The sequence below is a fragment of the Pseudomonas sp. GW821-FHT11G12 genome, assembly GCF_058808055.1.
The window spans coordinates 323,590-344,991 of sequence record NZ_JBXARH010000002.1 but is presented as its reverse complement, the minus strand read 5'-3'; the positions used below and the strand labels follow the sequence as shown (position 1 = coordinate 344,991).

Genomic DNA, 21,402 nt, shown 5'->3' with positions numbered 1-21,402 from the left:
ATAAGCCGACCAATGTTGCCCGCCTCGGGCCTGCGGCTTATGCTCCGTCAAATTTTCTCGACACCCGTTCAGGATGACGCCCATGAATGCCCGCGCCCACGCCTCCGCGAGCCAACCCCACGTTGCCTCTTATTACGCCGCCAGCAGCCTGCCGCAGCCCGACCATCCGGTGCTGCAAGGCGAACTGATTGCCGACGTGTGCGTGGTCGGTGGCGGTTTCTCCGGGCTGAACACCGCGCTGGAACTGGCTGAGCGCGGCTTAAGCGTGGTGCTGCTGGAAGCGCACCGGATCGGCTGGGGCGCCAGCGGTCGCAACGGCGGGCAACTGATTCGCGGGGTAGGCCACGGGCTCGACCAGTTCGCCAACGTGATCGGCACCGACGGCGTACGTCAGATGAAACTCATGGGCCTGGAAGCGGTGGAAATCGTCCGACAGCGCGTTGAAAAATTTCAGATCCCCTGCGACCTGACCTGGGGTTATTGCGACCTCGCCAACAAACCTTCCGACCTGGAAGGATTCGCCGAAGACGCCGAAGAACTGCGAGACCTTGGTTACCGCTACGAAACCCGTTTGCTGCAAGCGAACGAGATGCACACCGTGGTCGGTTCCAAACGCTATGTCGGCGGCCTCATCGACATGGGTTCCGGCCACCTGCACCCACTGAACCTGGCACTCGGCGAAGCCGCAGCGGCGCAGCAACTGGGCGTCAAACTGTTCGAACAATCGGCGGTCACCCACATTGATTACGGCCCTGAAGTCCGGGTGCACACGGCGCAAGGCTCGGTGCGGGCGAAGACTCTGGTGCTCGGCTGCAACGCATACCTCAACAATCTGAATCCGCAACTCAGCGGCAAGGTGCTGCCCGCCGGCAGCTATATCATCGCCACCGAACCGCTGAGCGAAGAACAGGCCCACGCCCTGCTGCCGCAGAACATGGCGGTCTGCGACCAGCGCGTGGCACTGGATTACTACCGGCTCTCGGCGGATCGCCGCCTGTTGTTCGGCGGCGCCTGCCATTACTCGGGGCGCGATCCGAAGGACATCGCCGCGTATATGCAGCCGAAGATGCTGGAAGTGTTCCCGCAGCTCGCGTCAGTGAAGATCGATTATCAGTGGGGCGGGATGATCGGCATCGGTGCCAATCGTCTACCGCAGATTGGCCGGCTCGCCGATCAGCCGAACGTGTATTACGCCCAGGCCTATTCCGGTCACGGCTTGAATGCCACGCACCTGGCCGGCAAGTTGCTGGCCGAGGCCATCAGCGGCCAGCACAGCGGTGGCTTCGACCTGTTCGCCAAAGTGCCACATATCACCTTCCCCGGCGGCAAGCATCTGCGTTCGCCGTTGCTGGCATTGGGGATGTTGTGGCATCGACTCAAAGAGCTGGTCTGAGCTCGTTCCCACGCTCTGCGTGGGAACGATCCCTCTAGATCCGCCAGAACGGCTTCAACCCCTCCTCCAGCGCCTGTTCCCGTGTCAGCCCGACATCCTTGAGCTGCTCCGGCGTCAGGCCCAGCAACGCCTTGCGCGTGTGCAGACGATGCCAGAACAGACCCCAGCGACTCAGCCCGGACGGTGCGTTGCGCATGATCTCGTCGCGCGCGTTGTCCTGTTGCCCTGCCTCCAGTTCCTGACTGTGTAACGTCAGCCGCACATCGCTCAAGCCGTTCATTTTCATTGCTCCTGTTTACTTGGGTAGCCAGAGATTCCATGATGCGCGGGTCGACAAAAGCATTACAGATTCAACACACCTGTATTAACTCCATACAGATTTGCTGTTCCCGAGACTGAATTGTCGATTTACGCCGCATCTGTACTGGTTTTTCGAATCACCTGCATCGAGGCAGTGCCATGACCCTGTATGTGAACCTTGCCGAGTTGCTCGGCACCCGCATCGAACAAGGCTTCTACCGTCCTGGTGATCGCCTGCCGTCGGTGCGCGCCTTGAGCGTAGAACATGGGGTCAGCCTGAGCACGGTGCAGCAGGCCTATCGGATGTTGGAAGACAGCGGCCTGGCCACGCCCAAACCCAAATCCGGGTATTTCGTGCCGGTCGGCCGCGAGCTGCCGGAGCTGCCGGCGGTCGGGCGTCCGGCCCAACGGCCGGTGGAGATTTCCCAGTGGGATCAGGTGCTGGAACTGATTCGCGCCGTGCCGCGCAAGGACGTGGTGCAACTCGGTCGCGGCATGCCGGACATCTCGTCACCGACGATGAAGCCGCTGCTGCGCGGGCTGGCCCGTATCAGCCGTCGCCAGGACATGCCCGGTCTGTATTACGACAACATCCACGGCACCCTCGAACTGCGCGAACAGATCGCCCGGCTGATGCTCGACTCCGGCTGCCAGTTGAGCGCCAGTGATCTGGTGGTCACCACCGGTTGCCACGAAGCGCTGTCCACCAGCATCCACGCGATCTGCGAGCCCGGCGACATCGTCGCCGTGGATTCGCCAAGCTTTCACGGCGCCATGCAGACCCTCAAGGGGCTGGGCATGAAAGCCCTGGAAATCCCCACCGATCCGCTCACCGGCATCAGCCTCGAAGCCCTGGAACTGGCGCTGGAACAATGGCCGATCAAGGTCATCCAGCTCACCCCCAACTGCAATAACCCGCTCGGCTACATCATGCCGGAGTCGCGCAAACGTGCCCTGTTGAACCTGGCCCAGCGCTTCGATGTGGCGATTATCGAGGACGATGTGTATGGCGAACTGGCCTACACCTACCCGCGTCCGCGCACGATCAAATCCTTCGACGAAGACGGTCGCGTATTGCTGTGCAGTTCGTTTTCCAAGACCCTCGCGCCGGGGCTGCGTATCGGCTGGGTCGCGCCCGGTCGCTATCTCGAACGCGTACTGCACATGAAATACATCAGCACCGGCTCCACCGCGACACAACCGCAGATCGCCATCGCCGAATTTATCAAGGCCGGGCACTTCGAACCGCATTTGCGGCGGATGCGCACGCAATACCAGCGCAATCGCGACGTGATGATCGATTGGGTGACCCGTTATTTCCCGGCCGGCACCCGCGCCAGCCGCCCACAAGGCAGCTTCATGCTCTGGGTCGAGCTGCCGGAAGGTTTCGATACGCTGAAACTGAATCGTGCGCTGCACGATCAGGGCGTACAGATTGCCGTCGGCAGCATCTTTTCTGCCTCGGGCAAGTACCGCAATTGCCTGCGCATGAACTACGCTGCCAAACCGACCGCGCTGGTCGAAGAGGCAGTGCGCAAGGTCGGCGCAGCCGCGATCAAGCTGTTGGCCGAGGCCGATTAATCCACCGTAAATGCGCCCTGACCTTCAAACCGCACTGGATCGACGGGGCGGCTTGATGCGTCATCGACCCGCACATCCAGCTCCAGCTCCACGTCCAGCAGGCTGCCCCGGGCATCAGCGTCCGCCCGCCATGGGACGACGTGGATGCCCGGGCGCAGGAAATCACCTTCGACCGGTTGGCCACTGTCCATCCGCCAGTGCACCGCCGCACCGTCGAGACGCACGGCCACGATGCGCAGTTGCAACGTGCCCACCGCCCAACGGAAACGCTGCGGATCAGCGGGGGGCGCGACAAATGCCAAGCGCATCAAGCGCACGTCGGGACACTGCACCCGCAAGTGCACGCTGCGCAGGCCAAATCCCGGGCCCCGGCCATCAAGCGCCGTGCGTTGCAGCAGGTCGGCGCGCGTTGCGCTACCGAGGTTCACGCTCGCGGGCGACAGGCTCGACTGACACGTTTCGGCGCCTGGCGCCGGTTGAAATACCAGGTACAGCAATACGGCCAGGACCAGCAGAAATTTCATCAGATGCACTCGTTCAGGACAGCTCGGCCGGGGCGCAGGTGGCATCGACCCGCTCGATGAGCGCGCTGTCTTCAGGGAATTCGGAAATCGGGAAACGCAACTCGCACCGCGTGTTGTCAGGAAGCTGCACATGCAGGCGCTGACCGGCTTTTGCGTCGGGCAGAAAAATCGTTCCGGTATCCTGGACCGTTGTCAGGTAGCGGCCCTGTTCATCGTGAACACTCAATCCCTTGGCCAGCCATTGCCGGTCGACGGTCATGGCGTTGAGCAACAATCGCCGGACCGTGACGAGCGAGAAATCCAGATGCTGCACCGACCCGCGGGCCGGCTGCACCTCCTTCACCCCGTCGAGCACTTCAACGTTGCGCGACAGGCTGAGCGGGTCGACTTCCAGCCGTGCCGTCGACCATGCCGGCAGGCTCGCCGCGACTGCGCGGCCCGAGCCATCGGTCCAGACCGGCCCTTGAGGCGTGTTCAGTTTTACACCCGATCGATCACCGGCCTTGAGTACGCCGAAGGTGTCGCGCAGGGGATAAGGCGACAAGGTTGCGCCGTCGCGATGCAGCGCCACACCACCGCGCAGCTCCACATCGTAATCGGTCGCTCCGGATCGCTGGCCGACGCCAACGTCGAGGCTGGTGTAGCGCGGCAATGCATTGAAGCGCACGCCGTAACTGGCCGCAGTCTCATCGCGGTATTCGGCGTTGGCGTTGTAGGCCAGGTTTTCACTCAATACGTCGCTGACGGCCACGCCCCGGCGCAGGCCGGATCGATCATCACGGCGCAAATACCCGCGCAGTCTTCGCTGGCCACCCAGCGCCATTCCCAGTGTCAGATAAGCGGAGTTGCCCAGGCGATCGGACGCCGTATCGCCGATGGCACGCTCCAGGTTCAACGACAGGCTGATGCGCTCAGGCAACGTGCGCGACCACGACAGGCCAAGGCGCGACTGCGACGGTTCACCCTGGGTCGAATATCGCGACCAGGTCGCCCCGAATGCACCCCATTGATCCACCGATCCCGTGACAGAAAACACCAGGTGATCGCGACCGGGAGATTCAGCCCGGTGAAGGTCCTGATTCCAGCCGGTGTCTGACAACGTGCGAAAATTCCGGCTCTGGCGCACCGCGACCAGGCTCGTCGACAGGCTCTCGGACAGCGGCGCACTGAGCGTCAGTTGCGTCTGGCTGCCTCCCGCGCCACTGGTGCGCTCATCCGACAGCACCTGCTTCACGCCCAGTGCGTAGCCGCCGGCCCACTGTCGTTGCAGGCCCCAGCCTGTCGACAGATAGTCGGTTGCCGCGAGCACTCCGGCGGTCAGTCGGGTGGCCTGCCCCCAATCCCAATCCCTGCTCAACGCGGTGAAAGAAGGCGCCTCTCGGTCGTCCGTGCCCAGTCGCCGCACCGCGCCCAATGCAAAGTTGAACCCGCCCGGCCCGGCCCATTGCGCTTCGTGAAGACTGGCCGCCGGCACTCGCAAACGCCGCACCTGCCCATCCTGCTCGTGGACCGTAACGTCCAGATCAATCTGATTGCTCAGCAACGGCAGTGCCCTTAGCGTGAACGGACCACTCGGCACCATGGTGGTGTAGATCATCACGCCGTTCTGCCGGACTTCGATGCGGGCCGGCGAATACGCGACACCCTCCACCTGCCCGCGCGCGCCGTCCTGCGCCGTTCGTAACTGGGTGAATGCCGCTTCCGGCAGGATCTGCACACCGTTGAATGACTCACCGGCAAACAAGGTCGACGCGAGATTCAATTGCCCGACCTGCAGACTGGCTTCGATGTCCTCCAGAGTTCGCGCACCGTAGGCATACAGGTGCTCGAACCGTGAGTATTCGGATGTCGAGGTGTAGGACTGCCGGCTGCGCAGCACCCAGTTACCGGCATTCAGGCCGACTTCCGAGCCCAGGCTATCAAACCTGTCGTGCTGCCCTTCGTGCTGGCTGCCGACCATCAGCGCGTCGTAGTTGAAAATGCCGGCAGTACCGCCATGGGTGAAGTTATTTGCCGGGCGCTGCGGCAACGCCAGACTTTCGGTCGGCACCAGCAACTCAATCAGTTCGCGTCCCGGATCCAGTCGCACGACCGCACCGGGAAAACCCTCCATCAGCGTCAGACACTGCCCCGGTCGCAGCGGGGTCATCAAAGGCGGCGGACGTACTCCAGCGGCTTTCAGCCATTGAGGTTGCAGGCACAATTCTCCGCGCTCGTTGAATGACACCAGCATACGACCTCTGGCCTGTCCGTTGACCTCAAGCGCAACGGAACGCTCGCCTTGCGTGAAGCGCGGCGCCTCACGAAAGTACGCCGCCAATGCAGGGTCGATGCCACGGTCCCTCAACACCCTGATATCGAAATCCACTGACTCGGCAGCGAACAAGGCACCTGTACCGTTGACTGCAAGCGCCAGCACAATCCAACGAGCGTAAACCCTCATCACCGAGCAACCGGTGCGTCGTAATGATCGACCGCAAAGCCGTAGGTGGTGGCCGGAAAAATCCTCACCGCCATCGTCTGTGCCGAGGCGTGCAAAGGCAAATCTGCGTGCAGTCGCTCGCCGGGCAAAATGTAGGTCCGGGGCAGGTTCACCGAACGGGTGCCGGGTAGAGGCACAATGGTTTTCGCCAGCCGTACCACATAGGGGCTCGGATTGACGACCTGCACACCGCTGGCATCCATCGACCAAGTCAGCCGCTTCCACGGCTCGCGTTCGACGGGCAACCCGGCGGGGCGCAAAATCACTGGCAGGTTCTGCCGCACACCGAGGGTCACCTGCGCTCCGGCGGCGTCACTGACCGGGCTGATCCCCTCGAAGATCACCCGTTTCAGGCGTTCAGTCTTCAGTGGCTGCGGGTTTTGCAGAATGAACCGCACTTGCTGAATGCTGCCCGGCTCGACGCGGGCGATGGGCGGGGTGAAGACCAGCAGGACCTCGTCGCTGTCTTCAATGTTCTCGATGGTGGTATGCAGCAGTGCGGGACGCGTGTCGGTATTGCGCACATTCATCACCGCTTCACCCATGCCCTCCTCCACCAACAGTACCGGCGTCTGCGGAACCATGCCGGCGGCGTGGGCCATCGGTATTGAAAACCATGCGAACAGACACAGCGGTGCCTTCTTCAGAACAGACTTGAAAGAAATGAGCATCGGGGTAATCCGTGAAATCGGGAATGCGGTCCGACAGATGTCGGACCGCGCTCGTACGCACCGGTCAGACCCGGTGCCTTGAGGGGGCACCGGGCAGCCGCCGTCAGAGATAGAACATGTCGAACGTCACGGAACCATCCAGCGGGATGTCGCTGGTAATCGGCAAAGCGTTGCTTGGGCCGATGATCGGCAGCAGATGCATCGGGAAACCGTGATGGCGGGCGGCGACCGGGCCGCTCGCTGCACTGGTGCCCCACGAGTACAACTGCGGTGCGTTGCTGACCAGGGTACTGGTCGGTACACGCCATGCCGGGACCGCCAGCGTGCGGGTCAGCAGTGTCTGAGTATTGCCGTCGGTCTCCGGAATGCCATGGCGCAAGGCGAACCCGCCAATGCGCACACCGTTTATCTCACCCAGCCCGTAAAACAGCGCCGGATCACTCTGCCCGGCACCATCACTGATGCCCGGCAATTTGGTGCCGGCACGGTTGTCGCGCACCGACACTTCCACGGGGGCCGGAGCGTCGCAATTGATGTGCAGGGAAACATCGCGACCGGCCAGCAATGTTTGTGTGGTCGAGTTCAGCGTAGAGGCGGAAATCTTGCGCAGATCCACCGTGCCGCCACCGGCAAAGGCCGGAATGCAGGAGGTCGGAATAATGGTGCCGATGACATTCAGGTCAACGCTTTCTGCCATTGCCACTGCTGGCAGCAACGCCGCCGCCAGTACTGCAAGACGGGATGTCTTTTTCATAAGCCGTAATCTTCCATTTGATTGACAGTTCAGTCCCTACAAACTTGGTATGTAAGTAAGCGAGCTGATGATTGCGGCTTATGAGAGATAAATCTGTAGGAAACGGCAGCGTCTGAACAGCGAAATTACGACTTAACAAATAGGCACAAGTAGACAGATCAATAACTCCTACATTAATGCGAACAGATGCTCCCGACTGTTGAGGAACTCATGTCCAGCTGATGGTCATAAGCTACTCGCCCCTCCACCGAGCGAGTCGAATGGACCGCTCCATCGAGCGCGCAACACTCCATACTTGCCGTGCCATACTCCAGACTTTGCCCCGACCCGGAACGACCCGACTTGAGCTCCAGACACTCTTTGCCGTTTGCAATGTTGCTCGTCCTGCTGCTCGCCGGGTGCGCGTCACTGGATGTTCCACGAGAACCGAGCCAGGCTCTGCCGGCGAACGGATCAGCGTTCGGACGTTCAATCCAGGCTCAGGCCGCTCCCTATCAGGGACAATCAGGCTTTCGTCTGCTGTCCAACAGCACCGAAGCCTTCACCGCCCGCGCCGAATTGATCCGCAACGCCCAGAGCAGCCTCGACCTGCAGTACTACATCGTCCACGACGGCATCAGTACGCGAATGCTGGTGGAAGAAGTGCTCAAGGCTGCCGACCGTGGTGTGCGAGTGCGCATTCTGCTGGACGACACCACCAGCGACGGCCTCGACCTGATCATCGCCACGCTGGCGGCGCATCCGAACATCCAGATCCGTCTGTTCAACCCCCTGAACCTGGGGCGCAGCACCGGCGTGACCCGTGCGGCCGGGCGGCTGTTCAACCTGTCACTGCAGCATCGGCGGATGCACAACAAGCTGTGGCTGGCGGACAACAGCGCCGCCATCGTCGGCGGGCGCAATCTGGGTGACGAGTACTTCGATGCCGAGCCGAACCTGAACTTCACCGACATCGATATGCTCAGCGTCGGGCCGGTCGCCGAGCAGCTCGGGCACAGTTTCGACCAGTACTGGAACAGCGCCCTGAGCAAACCGATCGACGAATTCCTCTCCAGCAAACCCTCGGCCAAAGACCTGCAGAACACCCGCACGCGCCTGGAAGAATCCCTCGAAGAAACCCGCAAGCAGAACCACGCGCTGTACCAACAGTTGATGACCTTCACCACCCACCCGCGCATGGACATCTGGCGCCGGGAGCTGATCTGGGCCTGGAACCAGGCGTTGTGGGACGCGCCGAGCAAGGTGCTGGCGGACGGCAAGCCTGATCCACAACTGCTGCTGACCACGCAACTGGCACCGGAGCTGCGGGGCGTCAGCAAAGAACTGATGATGATTTCCGCCTACTTCGTGCCGGGTCAGCCGGGGCTGGTCTACCTGACCGGCCGTGCCGATGCGGGTGTGTCGGTGAGCCTGCTGACCAACTCGCTGGAAGCCACCGACGTGCCGGCAGTGCACGGCGGTTACGCACCCTATCGCAAGGCGTTGCTGGAACATGGCGTGAAGCTGTACGAGCTGCGGCGCCAGCCTGGGGATAAGTTCGGAAGTGGCCCGCACCTGTTTTACAGCAAGTCGTTTCGCGGCTCGGACTCCAGCCTGCACAGCAAGGCGATGATTTTCGACGGGAAAAAAGCGTTCATCGGCTCGTTCAATTTCGACCCGCGCTCGGTGCTGTGGAACACCGAAGTCGGGGTGCTGGTGGACAGTCCCGAACTGGCTGCCCGCGTTCGGGAACTGGCCTTGCAGGGCATGGCGCCGGCGCTGAGTTACGAGGCAAAACTTCAGGACGGGAAAGTCGTCTGGGTCACCGAGGACAACGGCCAGATGCACACGCTGACCAAGGAGCCCGGCAGCTGGTGGCGGCGGTTCAATGCGTGGTTCAGCACCACGGTGGGGCTGGAGCGGATGCTGTAGCAGCCCGCTCCAGCCGGATCATCAGGCCGGCTCCGGCACCTTGCCGAACGCCCCTTGCCGCGACAGCAGAATCACCAGACCGAACGCCCCGGCCGCCATGAACCACGGCAATGCGTGCCCGCTGATCCATTGACTGCCCGCCCCCGCCGCCAACGGCCCGATCAGGCAACCGACACCCCACAGTTGCGCGACATGCGCATTGGCCCGCACCAGCGCGTCGTCGCGGTAGCGCTCGCCGATCAGGATCAGCGACAGGGTGAACAAACCACCGGCACTGGCGCCGAACAGCACCCACAGCGGCCAGATCAGCAAGGTGTCGATCAGCATCGGGATCGCCAGGCTCGACAGCATCAGCGCCACGGCGCAACCGGTGAACAAGGTCCGCCGCGACAGGTAGTCGGCCAGCGCACCGATCGGCAATTGCAGCAGCGCATCGCCGACCACCACGGTGCTGACCATCGCCAGCGCGATTTCCGCCGTGAAGCCCTGTTGCAGGCAGTACACCGGCAACAGCGTCAGGATCATCGCCTCGAATGCGGCGAACAGCGACACCGCCCAGGCAATTGCCGGTAATTCGCGACTGAAGCCCCACAGATCGCCGAACGTCACGCTGCTGGCCTCGCTGCTCGGCGCCCCGCTGCGCCCCAGCAGCAGAAGCGGCGCAGCGATCAAAAGGCCGACACCCGCCCAGAAGCCGTAATCATGCTCGGTGCCGAGCGCACCCAGCAGTAACGGGCCAGACAGTTGGCTCAATGCATAACTGCTGCCATACAGCGCCACCAATCGCCCGCGCCACTGCTCGACCACCAGTTGATTGATCCAGCTCTCGCCGAGGATGAACACGATCGTCAGGATTACCCCGATCATCAGCCGCAGTACCAGCCAGATCGGATAACTCGGCAACAATGCCAGCAGGCCGATGGACAATGCCCCGCCCCACAGGCACAGGCGCATCAGGTTCGCCGTACCGAAGCGCGCCGCCAGATGACTTGAAACCTTAGCCCCCAGCAACACACCGATGGCCGGCATCGCCGCCATCACGCCGATGGCGAACGAACCATAACCCCAGCCCTCCAGACGCAACGACACCAGCGGCATGCTGACACCCAGGGCCAGGCCAACACTCAAGACAGACGCCAACACGGCGAAATACGTCGCCCAACGCATGGTCCACGCTCCTGTGGATAATTTTTATGTGCACCACAAAACACTGTGGGAGCGAGCTTGCTCGCGATAACGGTTTCACATTCAGCCGATGTGCTGACGGATACACCGCTTTCGCGAGCAAGCTCGCTCCCACAGGGATCTTTGTATCGTTCGGGAGCCTGCCGGAGCAGGCCCCCTCAACGGTTTACAGCTTGATCCAGGTCGCCTTCAGCTCGGTGTATTTGTCGAACGCGTGCAGCGACTTGTCACGGCCGTTGCCCGACTGCTTGAAGCCGCCGAACGGTGCGGTCATGTCGCCGCCATCGTACTGATTGACCCACACGCTGCCGGCACGCAGTGCCTTGGCGGTCAGGTGAGCCTTGGAAATGTCCTGCGTCCAGACCGCTGCCGCCAGGCCGTAAGGCGTGTCGTTGGCGATGTTGATCGCTTCCTCGGCCGTGTCGAAGGCGATGACCGACAGCACCGGGCCGAAGATTTCTTCCTGAGCGATCTTCATCGCGTTGCTCACGCCGTCGAAAATCGTTGGCTCGACGTAAGTGCCACCGGTTTCCTGAAGGATGCGCTTGCCGCCGGCCACCAGTTTGGCGCCGTCGGTGTGGCCCGACTCGATGTAGGACAGCACGGTGTTCATCTGCTGGGTGTCGACCAGCGCACCGACGTTGGTGGCCGGATCCAGCGGGTTGCCTGGCTTCCAGGCTTTCAGCGCCTCGATCACCATCGGCAGGAATTTGTCCTTGATCGAACGCTCGACCAGCAAACGCGAACCGGCGGTGCAGACTTCGCCCTGGTTGAAAGCGATGGCGCTGGCAGCGGACTCGGCCGCAGCCTGCAGGTCCGGCGCATCGGCAAACACGATGTTCGGGCTCTTGCCGCCGGCTTCCAGCCAGACGCGCTTCATGTTCGATTCACCGGAATAGATCATCAGCTGCTTGGCGATCTTGGTCGAACCGGTGAACACCAGCGTGTCGACGTCATTGTGCAGCGCCAAGGCTTTGCCGACGGTGTGGCCATAACCCGGCAACACGTTCAGCACGCCTTTCGGAATGCCGGCTTCAACCGCCAGTTCGGCGATGCGGATGGCGGTCAGCGGGGATTTTTCCGACGGCTTGAGGATCACCGAGTTACCGGTCGACAGCGCCGGGCCAAGTTTCCAGCAGGCCATCATCAGCGGGAAGTTCCACGGCACGATGGCGCCAACCACGCCCACTGGCTCGCGGGTCACCAGTCCCAACTGATCGTGCGGAGTCGCGGCGACTTCGTCGTAGATCTTGTCGATCGCTTCACCGCTCCAGCTCAGCGCTTGCGCCGCGCCCGGAACGTCGATGTACAACGAATCGCTGATCGGCTTGCCCATGTCGAGGGTTTCGAGCAGGGCCAGCTCTTCGGCGTGCTGCTTGAGCAGGCCGGCGAAACGGATCATGGTGGCTTTGCGTTTGGTCGGTGCCAGGCGCGACCAGACGCCGGAATTGAAAGTGGCGCGAGCGTTTTCCACAGCGCGCTGGGCATCGGCGGCGTCACAGCTGGCAATCTTGCCCAGCAGACGGCCATCGACCGGGCTGATGCACTCGAAGGTCTCGCCGGAGACGGCATCGGTGTACTCGCCATTAAGGTAGGCGCGGCCTTCGATCTTCAGGTCGCGGGCGCGTTGTTCCCAGTCGGCACGAGTCAGGGTGGTCATTCGAGTGTCCTCCTCTTGTTGAATACGAGCGCCGCGCGATCTTCGCCGGCGTCCTCAGGAATTCTGCCCGGCCAGCCTGTTTTCGGCCCAAGGCACCCGCCACCCTAAACCAGCGGCTGGGGTTGTTTCAATATATTTGACATAAGGCGGTTATACAGCCTTGCGGCGTTCAATTTAATCAACATAGACTTTGGCCCCTTCAAGCCACCGCGCCGTCATCACGGGAGAAAATAACAATGAACATCCAGAACGTCGTCGACATCAGCCTGACCATGGACCAGGCCGAACGCTACCGCCCGGACCCGGCAAAAGTCCTCAAGGGCGATCCCGAACAAGCGGTGTTCAATCAATACGACAGCCCTTGCGGGCAAATGGGCGTCGGCGTGTGGGAAGGTGCAGTCGGGCAATGGACAGTGAATTACTCCGAGCATGAATACTGCGAAATCCTGCAAGGCGTTTCGGTGCTACGTGACGGCGAAGGCAATGCCAAAACCCTGCGTGTCGGTGACCGCTTCGTGATTCCGGCCGGCTTCCGTGGCACCTGGGAAGTGCTGGAAGCCTGCCGCAAGGTCTATGTGATCTTCGAACAGAAGGCCTGAGGCCTTTCATCAGGCAACAAAAAAGGCCCGTATCGTGAGATACGGGCCTTTTTCGTAAGTCGGGAAAAATCAATTACTTGATTTTGCCTTCCTTGTAGATCACGTGCTTGCGAACAACCGGATCATATTTCTTGATCTCGATTTTGTCCGGGGTAGTACGCTTGTTCTTGTCGGTAGTGTAGAAGTGACCAGTACCGGCGCTCGAGATCAAACGAATCAATTCACGCATGATTAGCTCCCTTAAACCTTGCCGTCGCGACGCAGCTCGGCCAGCACAACGCTGATGCCACGCTTGTCGATGATACGCATGCCTTTGGCGGAAACGCGCAGGCGTACGAAACGTTTCTCTTCTTCAACCCAGAAGCGGTGATGCTGCAGGTTCGGCAGGAAACGACGACGGGTTTTGTTGTTTGCGTGGGAAATGTTGTTCCCAGTCACCGGACCCTTACCGGTAACTTGACATACTCTAGACATGCCTCAGCCCTCTAAAACCACATGCCCAACCCGGCATGGGTTGGCCGCTTAATCTCTAGTCATTGTGGCGCCAGGCGCCGCGATTCTTTAGAGGTCTTACCGGCTACACCTACAAGCGAAGGAACCGGGCCCCTAGAAAAGAGCGCTGCTTTATACCAGAAAGACCACGGAGCAACAACTTTCCGTGTGCAAAGAATGGCTAAAAAGCCGCTTTTTCCGCCCGCAAGCGGCTTGGGCAAAGGCTGGCGGCAATTTTTACCATTCGTCGAAGAAAACCGATCATACCCGCAATCGAGACTTTTCCTGCCGCCACTTCCGATAAATCCTCAGCCGCGCAGCCCCGAAAATGCAAAAAGGGGATAGTCATTTGCAATCGCGACCACTAGGGTAGGCCTTTTCCAGACTGCACTTGCAGATGGGCCTTCGATCTGTAAAGGAAGCCGACCATGCGCCTCGCTGCCCTCCCCCTGCTGCTCGCCCCGCTATTGCTGAGCCCCCTGGCCCATGCCGCCGCCCTGAGCGTGTGCACCGAGGCCAGCCCCGAAGGGTTCGACGTGGTGCAATACAACTCGCTGACCACCACCAACGCTTCGGCCGACGTGCTGATGAATCGCCTGGTGGACTTCGATACCGCCAGCGGCAAGGTGGTCCCGAGCCTGGCCGATAGCTGGGAAGTCAGCACCGATGGCCTGAGCTATGTGTTCAAACTGCACCCGCAGGTGAAGTTTCACACCACCGACTACTTCAAGCCGACCCGCGAGCTGACCGCCGAAGACGTCAAATTCAGCTTCGACCGCATGCTCGACCCGGCCAACCCGTGGCACAAGGTCGCCCAGAGCGGCTTCCCGCACGCCCAGTCGATGCAGTTGCCGAGCCTGATCAAGAAGATCGACGCACTGGATCCGCTGACCGTGCGCTTCACCCTCGACCACCCGGACTCGACGTTCCTCGCGACCCTGAGCATGGGTTTTGCCTCGATCTATTCCGCCGAATACGCCGACAAACTGCTGAAAGCCGGCGCGACCGACAAGCTCAACAGCCAACCGGTCGGCACCGGCCCGTTCGTCTTCACCCGCTTCCAGAAAGACGCGTCGATCCGCTACAAGGCCAACCCGGACTACTTCGGCGGCAAGCCTGCGGTGGATCCGTTGATCTTCGCCATTACCCCGGACGCCAACGTGCGCCTGCAAAAGCTGCGGCGTAACGAGTGCCAGATTGCCCTGTCGCCAAAACCATTGGACGTACAGGCTGCGAAGGAAGAACCGACGCTGAAAGTCGAAAAAACTGACGCGTTCATGACCGCATTCGTCGGCATCAACAGCCAGCATCCGCCACTGGACAAGCCGGAAGTTCGTCAGGCGATCAACCTCGCCTTCGACAAGGCCAACTACCTCAAGGCTGTGTTCGAAGACACCGCCGAAGCCGCCAACGGCCCGTATCCACCGAACACCTGGAGCTACGCCAAGAGCCTGCCGGGCTACCCGCACGATGTGGAGAAAGCCAAGGCGTTGCTGGCCAAGGCCGGATTGAAGGACGGCTTCCAGACCACCATCTGGACGCGTCCGTCCGGCAGCCTGCTCAACCCGAACCCGAGCCTGGGTGCACAACTGCTGCAATCAGACCTGGCGGAAATCGGCATTCAGGCGGAAATCCGCGTGATCGAATGGGGCGAACTGATCCGTCGTGCCAAGGCTGGCGAGCATGACTTGCTGTTCATGGGCTGGGCCGGCGACAACGGCGACCCGGACAACTTCCTCACGCCGCAGTTTTCCTGCGCGGCAGTGAAGTCCGGCACCAACTTCGCCCGCTACTGCAACGCCGACCTGGACAAACTGATCAGCGCCGGCAAGACCACCAGCGAGCAAGGCGTACGCACCAAGCTCTACGAACAGGCACAGGCGCAGATCCAGCAGCAGGCATTGTGGCTGCCGCTGGCGCATCCGACGGCGTATGCATTGACGCGTAAAGACGTGCAGGGTTACTCGGTCTCCCCGTTCGGGCGGCAGGATTACTCCAAGGTCACCCTGAAGTAATCCGCCCCGGCTTGCAGCGACTGCAGTCGCTGCAAGCTACATCCAGCCACACTCCGCCATCGACAACGGCTCGCCATCTCCGACGATGAAGTGATCGAGCACTCGCACATCGATCAGCTCAAGCGCTTTCTGCAATCGCTTGGTCAATAATCGATCAGCCTGACTGGGATCCGTGTTTCCCGACGGGTGGTTGTGGCACAGAATCACGGCCGCCGCATTGTTCGCCAGCGCACGTTTCACCACTTCCCTGGGATGTACGGCGGTGTTGTCGATGGAGCCGCGAAACAGCGGTTCGAAGGTCAGCACTTGGTGTTTTGAGTCCAGAAACAGGCAACCGAACACCTCGTGTGGCTCGTGGCGCAGCATGGCTTTGAGGTAGTCGCGTACGACCTGTGGATTTTCCAGCGTCGGTTTCTGGCGCATGCGCTCGGCCAGATGCCGCCGGGCCATCTCCAGCACCGCCTGCAATTGAGCAAATTTCGCCGGCCCCAGCCCCAATTGCTCGCTGAACGCCCCGAGATCTGCCTCCAGCAACGCACGCAGGCTGCCGAACTGATTCAACAAGTGTCGCGCCAGATCCACCGCGCTTTTCCCGGATACGCCGGTGCGTAAAAAAATCGCCAGCAATTCGGCATCGGAAAGACTTCCCGAGCCCTGTTCAAGCAGCTTCTCCCGCGGCCTTTCCGCCGCTGGCCAATCGCGAATACTCATACACATTCCTTGTCTGTGGGCGCCGCTGTTCCGTAGCGGTCGCTGTGATATCGTAGCCCATCTTTTTTGCGGGCGAATTCACCCTGGGGAGGGGGTTTCGCCACGTATGTCACCAACGAAATGAAAGGCAGACCTATGCAGCGGCTGTATCGGAAACGCATCGTTCTGGGCGTCGGCGGCGGTATCGCTGCCTACAAGAGCGCTGACCTAGTTCGCCGCCTGATCGACCAGGGCGCCGAAGTGCGCGTGGTCATGACCCGTGGCGGCAGCGAATTCATCACCCCGCTGACCATGCAGGCCCTGTCCGGCCACCCGGTTCACCTGGATTTGCTCGACCCGGCCGCCGAAGCGGCGATGGGCCACATCGAACTGGCCAAATGGGCCGATATGGTGCTGATCGCCCCGGCCACCGCCGACCTGCTGGCCCGTCTGGCTCAAGGCATTGCCAACGATCTGCTGACCACACTGGTGCTGGCCACCGACGCCATCGTCGCTGTCGCTCCGGCGATGAACCAGGCCATGTGGCGCGATCCGGCCACCCAGGCCAACCTGCAACTCCTTGAAAGCCGTGGCCTGAAGACCTTCGGCCCGGCCTCCGGTAGCCAGGCCTGCGGCGACGTCGGCATGGGCCGCATGATGGAAGCCACCGACCTGGCCCAGCTCGCGGCAGACTGCTTCCAGCGTCAGGCACTGACCGGCAAGCACGTGGTGATCACTGCTGGCCCGACCCAGGAAAACATCGACCCGGTGCGCTACATCACCAACCACAGCTCCGGCAAAATGGGCTTCGCCCTGGCGGAAGCGGCGGTGGAAGCCGGCGCCCGTGTGACCCTGATCAGCGGCCCGGTGCATTTGCCGACGCCGGATCGTGTCACCCGGATCGACGTGGTCAGCGCCCGCGACATGCTCGCCGCGTGTGAAGCCGCGATCCCTTGCGACATCTTCATCGCCTCGGCGGCGGTCGCGGACTACCGTCCGGAAGTCGTCGCCCCGCAAAAATTAAAGAAAGATCCTACGAGCGGTGACGGCTTCGTCCTGCAAATGGTGCGCAACCCGGACATCCTGGCCACCATCGCGACCCGTCCCGACCGTCCGTTCAGTGTCGGCTTCGCCGCCGAGACCGAACACCTGCTCGACTACGCTGCACGCAAGCTGAAGGACAAGAATCTCGATCTGATCGTCGCCAACGACGTCGCCAACCCGAGCATCGGTTTCAACAGCGAAGAAAACGCCTGCAGCGTCATCGACCGTGCGCTGCATGCCACGGTTTTCGCCCAGACCAGCAAGAGCAAGATCGCTCGCCAGCTGGTCACTTTTATCGCCGAACGTCTGAACCAGGTTTAATTTACATGCACGCTTTGCAAGCCAAGATCCTCGACCCACGCATCGGTACCGAGTTCCCGCTGCCGCAATACGCCACGCCAGGCTCCGCCGGCCTCGACCTGCGCGCCATGCTGCAAGAGGAAATCGTGATCAAGCCGGGTGAAACCGTGCTGATCCCTACCGGTCTGTCGGTGTACATCGGCGACCCGAACCTCGCCGCACTGATCCTGCCGCGCTCGGGCATGGGCCATAAGCACGGCATCGTGCTGGGCAATCTGGTCGGTCTGATCGACTCCGATTACCAGGGCCCGCTGATGGTCTCCTGCTGGAACCGTGGCCAGACCGAATTCACCATGCCGGTCGGCGAGCGTCTGGCGCAACTGGTGCTGGTGCCGGTGGTGCAGGCGCACTTCGAAATGGTTGAAGAGTTCGTCGAAACCGAGCGCGGCGCTGGCGGTTTCGGCCACTCCGGCACCAAGTGATCGGCTAGAAATCTGTCGTGGCGAGGGCGTGTTTCTCGCCACGAATTTCAAAATGTCATCTGCAAGGTTTAGCACCGAAAATCAAGGCATTGGCAGGCCAAAGCCACGCCGGACAAGGCGTCATGGCCCTTTCACACCACGAACTCTCTGTGAAAACCGCCGTCATACCCTTCAGTTTGAGCCAGCCGCCGAGATGATTCGTCGGCGTGTCCCGCCACTTTCGAGATGGAGCATTTCCGCAGATGAGCACCCCCGCCCAAGTCGCCCCGAAGCTTCCCGACAGCATCTTCCGCGCCTATGACATTCGCGGCACCGTGCCGGAATTCCTCAATGCCGAAACCGCCTACTGGATCGGCCGCGCCATTGGCTCCCAGAGCCTGGCCCAGGGTGAACCGAACGTGTCCGTTGGCCGTGACGGCCGCCTGTCCGGTCCCGAACTGGTTGCCGCGCTGATTCGCGGCATCGCCGAAAGCGGCTGTCACGTCAGCGACGTCGGCCTGGTGCCGACCCCGGCGCTGTATTACGCCGCCAACGTGCTGGCCGGCAAATCCGGCGTGATGCTTACCGGCAGCCACAATCCGTCGAACTACAACGGCTTCAAGATCGTGATCGCCGGCGACACCCTCGCCAACGAACAGATCCAGGTTCTGCACGAGCGTATCAAGACCGGCAACCTGAGCAGCGGCCAGGGCAGCGTGACCCAGGTCGAGATCCTCGACCGCTACACCACCGAAATCGTCCAGGACATCAAACTGGCCCGGCGCCTGAAAGTCGTGGTCGACTGCGGCAACGGCGCGGCCGGCGTGATCGCCCCGCAACTGATCGAAGCGCTGAACTGCGAAGTCATCCCGCTGTTCTGCGAAGTCGACGGCAACTTCCCGAACCACCACCCGGACCCGGGCAAGCCTGAAAACCTTGTCGACCTGATCGCCAAGGTCAAGGAAACCAAGGCTGACATCGGCCTGGCCTTCGACGGTGACGGCGACCGCGTCGGCGTGGTGACCAACACCGGCACCATCGTGTTCCCGGACCGCCTGCTGATGCTGTTTGCCCGCGACGTGCTGGCCCGCAACCCGGGCGCGGAAATCATCTTCGACGTCAAATGCACCCGTCGCCTGATCCCGCTGATCAAGGAATATGGCGGCCAGTCGCTAATGTGGAAGACCGGTCACTCGTTGATCAAAAAGAAAATGAAACAGACCGGCGCGTTGCTGGCCGGTGAAATGAGCGGGCACATCTTCTTCAAGGAACGCTGGTTCGGTTTCGACGACGGCATTTACAGCGCCGCACGGCTGCTGGAAATCCTCAGCAAGGAAAAATCCGACGCGGAAACGCTGTTCGCGACCTTCCCGAACGATATTTCCACGCCGGAAATCAATATCCATGTGACCGAAGAGAGCAAATTCAGCATCATTGATGCACTGCACGATGCACAGTGGGGCCCAGGCGCCGACCTGACCACCATTGACGGCGTGCGGGTCGATTACGCCAAAGGCTGGGGCCTGGTGCGCGCCTCCAACACCACACCGGTGCTGGTGCTGCGTTTCGAGGCCGATGACGAGGCTGAATTGCAGCGCATCAAGGCTGTGTTCCATGCCCAACTGAAACGCGTTGCACCTGATCTCCAACTACCGTTCTGATTTCTGATTCACCCGGAGCCCTGAATGACCCTCGAACGCGAAGCCGCCGCCCACACCGCCCAGGTCCTGTCCGAAGCGCTGCCTTACATCCGACGTTATGTCGGCAAGACCCTGGTGATCAAATACGGCGGCAACGCGATGGAAAGCGAGGAGCTGAAAACCGGCTTCGCCCGCGACATCGTCTTGATGAAAGCCGTGGGGATCAACCCGGTCGTGGTTCACGGCGGCGGCCCGCAGATCGGTGATCTGCTCAAGCGCCTGTCGATCGAAAGCCACTTCGTCGACGGCATGCGCGTGACCGACGCGGCGACCATGGACGTGGTGGAAATGGTCCTCGGCGGTCAGGTCAACAAAAGCATCGTCAACCTGATCAACCGTCACGGCGGCAGCGCCATCGGCCTGACCGGTAAAGATGCGGGGCTGATTCGCGCCAAGAAGCTCACCGTCACCCGCCAGACCCCGGAGATGACCCAACCGGAAATCATCGACATCGGCCAGGTGGGCGAAGTGGTCGGGATCAACACCGAACTGCTGAACCTGCTGGTCAAAGGCAACTTCATCCCGGTGATCGCGCCGATCGGCGTGGGTGAGAACGGCGAGTCGTACAACATCAACGCTGACTTGGTGGCCGGTAAAGTCGCCGAAGCGCTGAAAGCCGAGAAGCTGATGCTGCTGACCAACATCGCCGGCCTGATGGACAAGTCGGGCACCGTGCTGACCGGCCTGAGCACCCAACAGGTCGACGACCTGATCGCCGACGGCACCATCTACGGCGGCATGCTGCCGAAGATCCGCTGTGCACTGGAAGCGGTTCAGGGTGGCGTGGGCAGCTCGCTGATCATCGACGGCCGCGTGCCGAACGCGATCCTGCTGGAAATCTTCACCGACACCGGAGTGGGCACGCTGATCAGCAATCGCAAGCGTCCGTAAGCGGTAGCGCAAACAAAAAGACCCCGCTCAGCCAGGCTGAGCGGGGTCTTTTTTTGCCCGGAAGAAGCGATCAGACGCCGAACTGGGCGCGATAGGCTTCAACGGCTGGCAGGTGCTGCTTGAGCTGCGGGTCGTCAGCCAGGAATTCCAGCACCTGGTTCAGCGACACGATGCTGATGACCGGGATGCCGAAATCACGTTCGACTTCCTGAATGGCCGACAGCTCACCGTTGCCGCGCTCCTGACGGTTCAGGGCGATCAGCACGCCGGCAGCCTTGGCGCCGTCCTGGGAAGCGATGATCTGCATCACTTCACGGATCGCGGTGCCGGCGGTGATCACGTCGTCGATGATCAGCACGTCGCCGGTCAACGGCGCGCCGACCAGGCTGCCGCCTTCGCCGTGGGCCTTGGCTTCCTTGCGGTTGAAGCACCATGGCAAATCGCGGTTATGGTGCTCGGCCAGCGCCACGGCAGTGGTTGCCGCCAGCGGGATGCCTTTGTAGGCCGGGCCAAACAGCACGTCGAACGGAATTCCGCTCTCGGCGATGGCTGCGGCGTAGAAACGACCCAGCTGCGCCAGCGCGGAGCCCGAGTTGAACAGGCCGGCATTGAAGAAGTAAGGACTGGTGCGCCCGGACTTCAGGGTGAACTCACCGAAGCGCAAAACGCCGCGATCGATGGCAAAACGAATGAAATCGCGCTGATACGCTTGCATGAAAAAAACCCCAAATACCACGGATTTAGCTAAT

At 61.5% G+C, this 21,402-nt stretch carries 19 protein-coding genes and 1 pseudogene; 9 read left to right on the top strand and 11 right to left on the bottom strand.

Features of this window, described 5'->3' with window-relative positions; all coding sequences use genetic code 11:
• Nucleotides 1–82 precede the first annotated feature (82 nt).
• A complete protein-coding gene (locus AC1RR7_RS09270; RefSeq protein WP_493157194.1) occupies nucleotides 83–1,393 on the top strand; it encodes an NAD(P)/FAD-dependent oxidoreductase in 1,311 nt (436 codons plus the stop codon).
• A gap of 34 nt (nucleotides 1,394–1,427) precedes the next feature.
• Here the strand turns inward: AC1RR7_RS09270 and AC1RR7_RS09265 are convergent, their stop codons facing one another.
• Nucleotides 1,428–1,673: a DUF1127 domain-containing protein gene (locus tag AC1RR7_RS09265; RefSeq protein WP_096817297.1), complete on the bottom strand. Its 246-nt coding sequence runs from the start codon at nucleotides 1,671–1,673 to the stop codon at nucleotides 1,428–1,430.
• A 179-nt stretch (nucleotides 1,674–1,852) separates the two neighbouring features.
• Here AC1RR7_RS09265 and AC1RR7_RS09260 point away from each other — a divergent pair, with 179 nt between their 5' ends.
• Nucleotides 1,853–3,274, top strand: a complete 1,422-nt coding sequence (locus AC1RR7_RS09260) for an aminotransferase-like domain-containing protein (protein WP_493157192.1) — start codon at nucleotides 1,853–1,855, stop codon at nucleotides 3,272–3,274.
• Here the strand turns inward: AC1RR7_RS09260 and AC1RR7_RS09255 are convergent.
• The 4 genes from AC1RR7_RS09255 to AC1RR7_RS09240 all read right to left on the bottom strand — a co-directional run bounded on the left by AC1RR7_RS09255 (nucleotide 3,271) and on the right by AC1RR7_RS09240 (nucleotide 7,705).
• Entirely contained in the window at nucleotides 3,271–3,798 is a 528-nt protein-coding gene (locus AC1RR7_RS09255; protein ID WP_493157190.1) for a hypothetical protein, read from the bottom strand. The genes AC1RR7_RS09260 and AC1RR7_RS09255 overlap by 4 nt on opposite strands.
• 13 nt (nucleotides 3,799–3,811) lie before the next feature.
• Nucleotides 3,812–6,184 (bottom strand): fimbria/pilus outer membrane usher protein, encoded by a 2,373-nt coding sequence (locus tag AC1RR7_RS09250; protein WP_493157188.1) that lies wholly within the window; start codon nucleotides 6,182–6,184, stop codon nucleotides 3,812–3,814.
• A 56-nt stretch (nucleotides 6,185–6,240) separates the two neighbouring features.
• Complete coding sequence (locus AC1RR7_RS09245; protein ID WP_493157186.1) at nucleotides 6,241–6,951, bottom strand: fimbria/pilus chaperone family protein; 711 nt, start codon at nucleotides 6,949–6,951, stop codon at nucleotides 6,241–6,243.
• Nucleotides 6,952–7,054: 103 nt separating this feature from the next.
• On the bottom strand, nucleotides 7,055–7,705 hold the full coding sequence (locus AC1RR7_RS09240) for a DUF1120 domain-containing protein (RefSeq protein ID WP_493157184.1): 651 nt from the start codon (nucleotides 7,703–7,705) through the stop codon (nucleotides 7,055–7,057).
• A 372-nt stretch (nucleotides 7,706–8,077) separates the two neighbouring features.
• Here AC1RR7_RS09240 and AC1RR7_RS09235 point away from each other — a divergent pair, with 372 nt between their 5' ends.
• Nucleotides 8,078–9,616 (top strand): phospholipase D family protein, encoded by a 1,539-nt coding sequence (locus AC1RR7_RS09235; RefSeq protein WP_493157424.1) that lies wholly within the window; start codon nucleotides 8,078–8,080, stop codon nucleotides 9,614–9,616.
• A 21-nt stretch (nucleotides 9,617–9,637) separates the two neighbouring features.
• Here the strand turns inward: AC1RR7_RS09235 and AC1RR7_RS09230 are convergent, their stop codons facing one another.
• Nucleotides 9,638–10,783 carry an MFS transporter gene (locus AC1RR7_RS09230; RefSeq protein WP_493157182.1) on the bottom strand — a complete coding sequence of 382 codons (1,146 nt, stop codon included), beginning with the start codon at nucleotides 10,781–10,783 and terminating at the stop codon, nucleotides 9,638–9,640.
• Nucleotides 10,784–10,967: 184 nt separating this feature from the next.
• Complete coding sequence (locus tag AC1RR7_RS09225) at nucleotides 10,968–12,461, bottom strand: aldehyde dehydrogenase (RefSeq protein WP_085708877.1); 1,494 nt, start codon at nucleotides 12,459–12,461, stop codon at nucleotides 10,968–10,970.
• A gap of 236 nt (nucleotides 12,462–12,697) precedes the next feature.
• Here AC1RR7_RS09225 and AC1RR7_RS09220 point away from each other — a divergent pair, with 236 nt between their 5' ends.
• Nucleotides 12,698–13,060, top strand: a complete 363-nt coding sequence (locus AC1RR7_RS09220; protein WP_273540707.1) for a cupin domain-containing protein — start codon at nucleotides 12,698–12,700, stop codon at nucleotides 13,058–13,060.
• A 73-nt stretch (nucleotides 13,061–13,133) separates the two neighbouring features.
• Here the strand turns inward: AC1RR7_RS09220 and rpmG are convergent, their stop codons facing one another.
• Both rpmG and rpmB read right to left on the bottom strand, forming a co-directional pair.
• Nucleotides 13,134–13,289: a 50S ribosomal protein L33 gene (gene rpmG, locus AC1RR7_RS09215; protein ID WP_003177274.1), complete on the bottom strand. Its 156-nt coding sequence runs from the start codon at nucleotides 13,287–13,289 to the stop codon at nucleotides 13,134–13,136.
• A gap of 11 nt (nucleotides 13,290–13,300) precedes the next feature.
• On the bottom strand, nucleotides 13,301–13,534 hold the full coding sequence (gene rpmB, locus AC1RR7_RS09210) for a 50S ribosomal protein L28 (RefSeq protein ID WP_003177273.1): 234 nt from the start codon (nucleotides 13,532–13,534) through the stop codon (nucleotides 13,301–13,303).
• 446 nt (nucleotides 13,535–13,980) lie between these two features.
• Between rpmB and AC1RR7_RS09205 the strand changes: the two genes are divergently transcribed.
• Nucleotides 13,981–15,567, top strand: coding sequence for an ABC transporter substrate-binding protein (locus tag AC1RR7_RS09205; RefSeq protein WP_096817289.1), 1,587 nt, complete (start codon nucleotides 13,981–13,983; stop codon nucleotides 15,565–15,567).
• Nucleotides 15,568–15,603: 36 nt separating this feature from the next.
• Here the strand turns inward: AC1RR7_RS09205 and radC are convergent, their stop codons facing one another.
• On the bottom strand, nucleotides 15,604–16,278 hold the full coding sequence (gene radC / locus AC1RR7_RS09200; protein WP_096817287.1) for a RadC family protein: 675 nt from the start codon (nucleotides 16,276–16,278) through the stop codon (nucleotides 15,604–15,606).
• Between the two features lie 135 nt (nucleotides 16,279–16,413).
• Here radC and coaBC point away from each other — a divergent pair, with 135 nt between their 5' ends.
• From coaBC to argB, 4 genes and pseudogenes are all read left to right on the top strand, one after another.
• Nucleotides 16,414–17,622 carry a bifunctional phosphopantothenoylcysteine decarboxylase/phosphopantothenate--cysteine ligase CoaBC gene (gene coaBC / locus AC1RR7_RS09195; protein ID WP_096817285.1) on the top strand — a complete coding sequence of 403 codons (1,209 nt, stop codon included), beginning with the start codon at nucleotides 16,414–16,416 and terminating at the stop codon, nucleotides 17,620–17,622.
• Nucleotides 17,623–17,627: 5 nt separating this feature from the next.
• Nucleotides 17,628–18,083: a dUTP diphosphatase gene (gene dut / locus AC1RR7_RS09190; RefSeq protein WP_096817283.1), complete on the top strand. Its 456-nt coding sequence runs from the start codon at nucleotides 17,628–17,630 to the stop codon at nucleotides 18,081–18,083.
• Between the two features lie 236 nt (nucleotides 18,084–18,319).
• Nucleotides 18,320–19,723 (top strand): annotated as a pseudogene (locus tag AC1RR7_RS09185) (phosphomannomutase/phosphoglucomutase); the annotation flags it as partial.
• A 24-nt stretch (nucleotides 19,724–19,747) separates the two neighbouring features.
• Complete coding sequence (gene argB, locus AC1RR7_RS09180) at nucleotides 19,748–20,653, top strand: acetylglutamate kinase (protein WP_003229488.1); 906 nt, start codon at nucleotides 19,748–19,750, stop codon at nucleotides 20,651–20,653.
• 70 nt (nucleotides 20,654–20,723) lie between these two features.
• Here argB and pyrE read toward each other — a convergent pair whose 3' ends face one another.
• Nucleotides 20,724–21,368 (bottom strand): orotate phosphoribosyltransferase, encoded by a 645-nt coding sequence (pyrE, locus tag AC1RR7_RS09175; protein ID WP_011336558.1) that lies wholly within the window; start codon nucleotides 21,366–21,368, stop codon nucleotides 20,724–20,726.
• Nucleotides 21,369–21,402 lie beyond the last annotated feature (34 nt).

Excerpts from the sequence above, each read along its gene's own strand:
- AC1RR7_RS09270 (WP_493157194.1), top strand. The coding sequence starts at position 83 with ATGAATGCCCGCGCCCACGCCTCCGCGAGCCAACCCCACGTTGCCTCT.
- AC1RR7_RS09265 (WP_096817297.1), bottom strand. The coding sequence starts at position 1,673 with ATGAACGGCTTGAGCGATGTGCGGCTGACGTTACACAGTCAGGAACTG.
- AC1RR7_RS09260 (WP_493157192.1), top strand. The coding sequence starts at position 1,853 with ATGACCCTGTATGTGAACCTTGCCGAGTTGCTCGGCACCCGCATCGAA.
- AC1RR7_RS09255 (WP_493157190.1), bottom strand. The coding sequence starts at position 3,798 with ATGAAATTTCTGCTGGTCCTGGCCGTATTGCTGTACCTGGTATTTCAA.
- AC1RR7_RS09245 (WP_493157186.1), bottom strand. The coding sequence starts at position 6,951 with ATGCTCATTTCTTTCAAGTCTGTTCTGAAGAAGGCACCGCTGTGTCTG.
- AC1RR7_RS09240 (WP_493157184.1), bottom strand. The coding sequence starts at position 7,705 with ATGAAAAAGACATCCCGTCTTGCAGTACTGGCGGCGGCGTTGCTGCCA.
- AC1RR7_RS09235 (WP_493157424.1), top strand. The coding sequence starts at position 8,078 with ATGTTGCTCGTCCTGCTGCTCGCCGGGTGCGCGTCACTGGATGTTCCA.
- AC1RR7_RS09230 (WP_493157182.1), bottom strand. The coding sequence starts at position 10,783 with ATGCGTTGGGCGACGTATTTCGCCGTGTTGGCGTCTGTCTTGAGTGTT.
- AC1RR7_RS09225 (WP_085708877.1), bottom strand. The coding sequence starts at position 12,461 with ATGACCACCCTGACTCGTGCCGACTGGGAACAACGCGCCCGCGACCTG.
- AC1RR7_RS09220 (WP_273540707.1), top strand. The coding sequence starts at position 12,698 with ATGAACATCCAGAACGTCGTCGACATCAGCCTGACCATGGACCAGGCC.
- rpmG (WP_003177274.1), bottom strand. The coding sequence starts at position 13,289 with ATGCGTGAATTGATTCGTTTGATCTCGAGCGCCGGTACTGGTCACTTC.
- rpmB (WP_003177273.1), bottom strand. The coding sequence starts at position 13,534 with ATGTCTAGAGTATGTCAAGTTACCGGTAAGGGTCCGGTGACTGGGAAC.
- AC1RR7_RS09205 (WP_096817289.1), top strand. The coding sequence starts at position 13,981 with ATGCGCCTCGCTGCCCTCCCCCTGCTGCTCGCCCCGCTATTGCTGAGC.
- radC (WP_096817287.1), bottom strand. The coding sequence starts at position 16,278 with ATGAGTATTCGCGATTGGCCAGCGGCGGAAAGGCCGCGGGAGAAGCTG.
- coaBC (WP_096817285.1), top strand. The coding sequence starts at position 16,414 with ATGCAGCGGCTGTATCGGAAACGCATCGTTCTGGGCGTCGGCGGCGGT.
- dut (WP_096817283.1), top strand. The coding sequence starts at position 17,628 with ATGCACGCTTTGCAAGCCAAGATCCTCGACCCACGCATCGGTACCGAG.
- argB (WP_003229488.1), top strand. The coding sequence starts at position 19,748 with ATGACCCTCGAACGCGAAGCCGCCGCCCACACCGCCCAGGTCCTGTCC.
- pyrE (WP_011336558.1), bottom strand. The coding sequence starts at position 21,368 with ATGCAAGCGTATCAGCGCGATTTCATTCGTTTTGCCATCGATCGCGGC.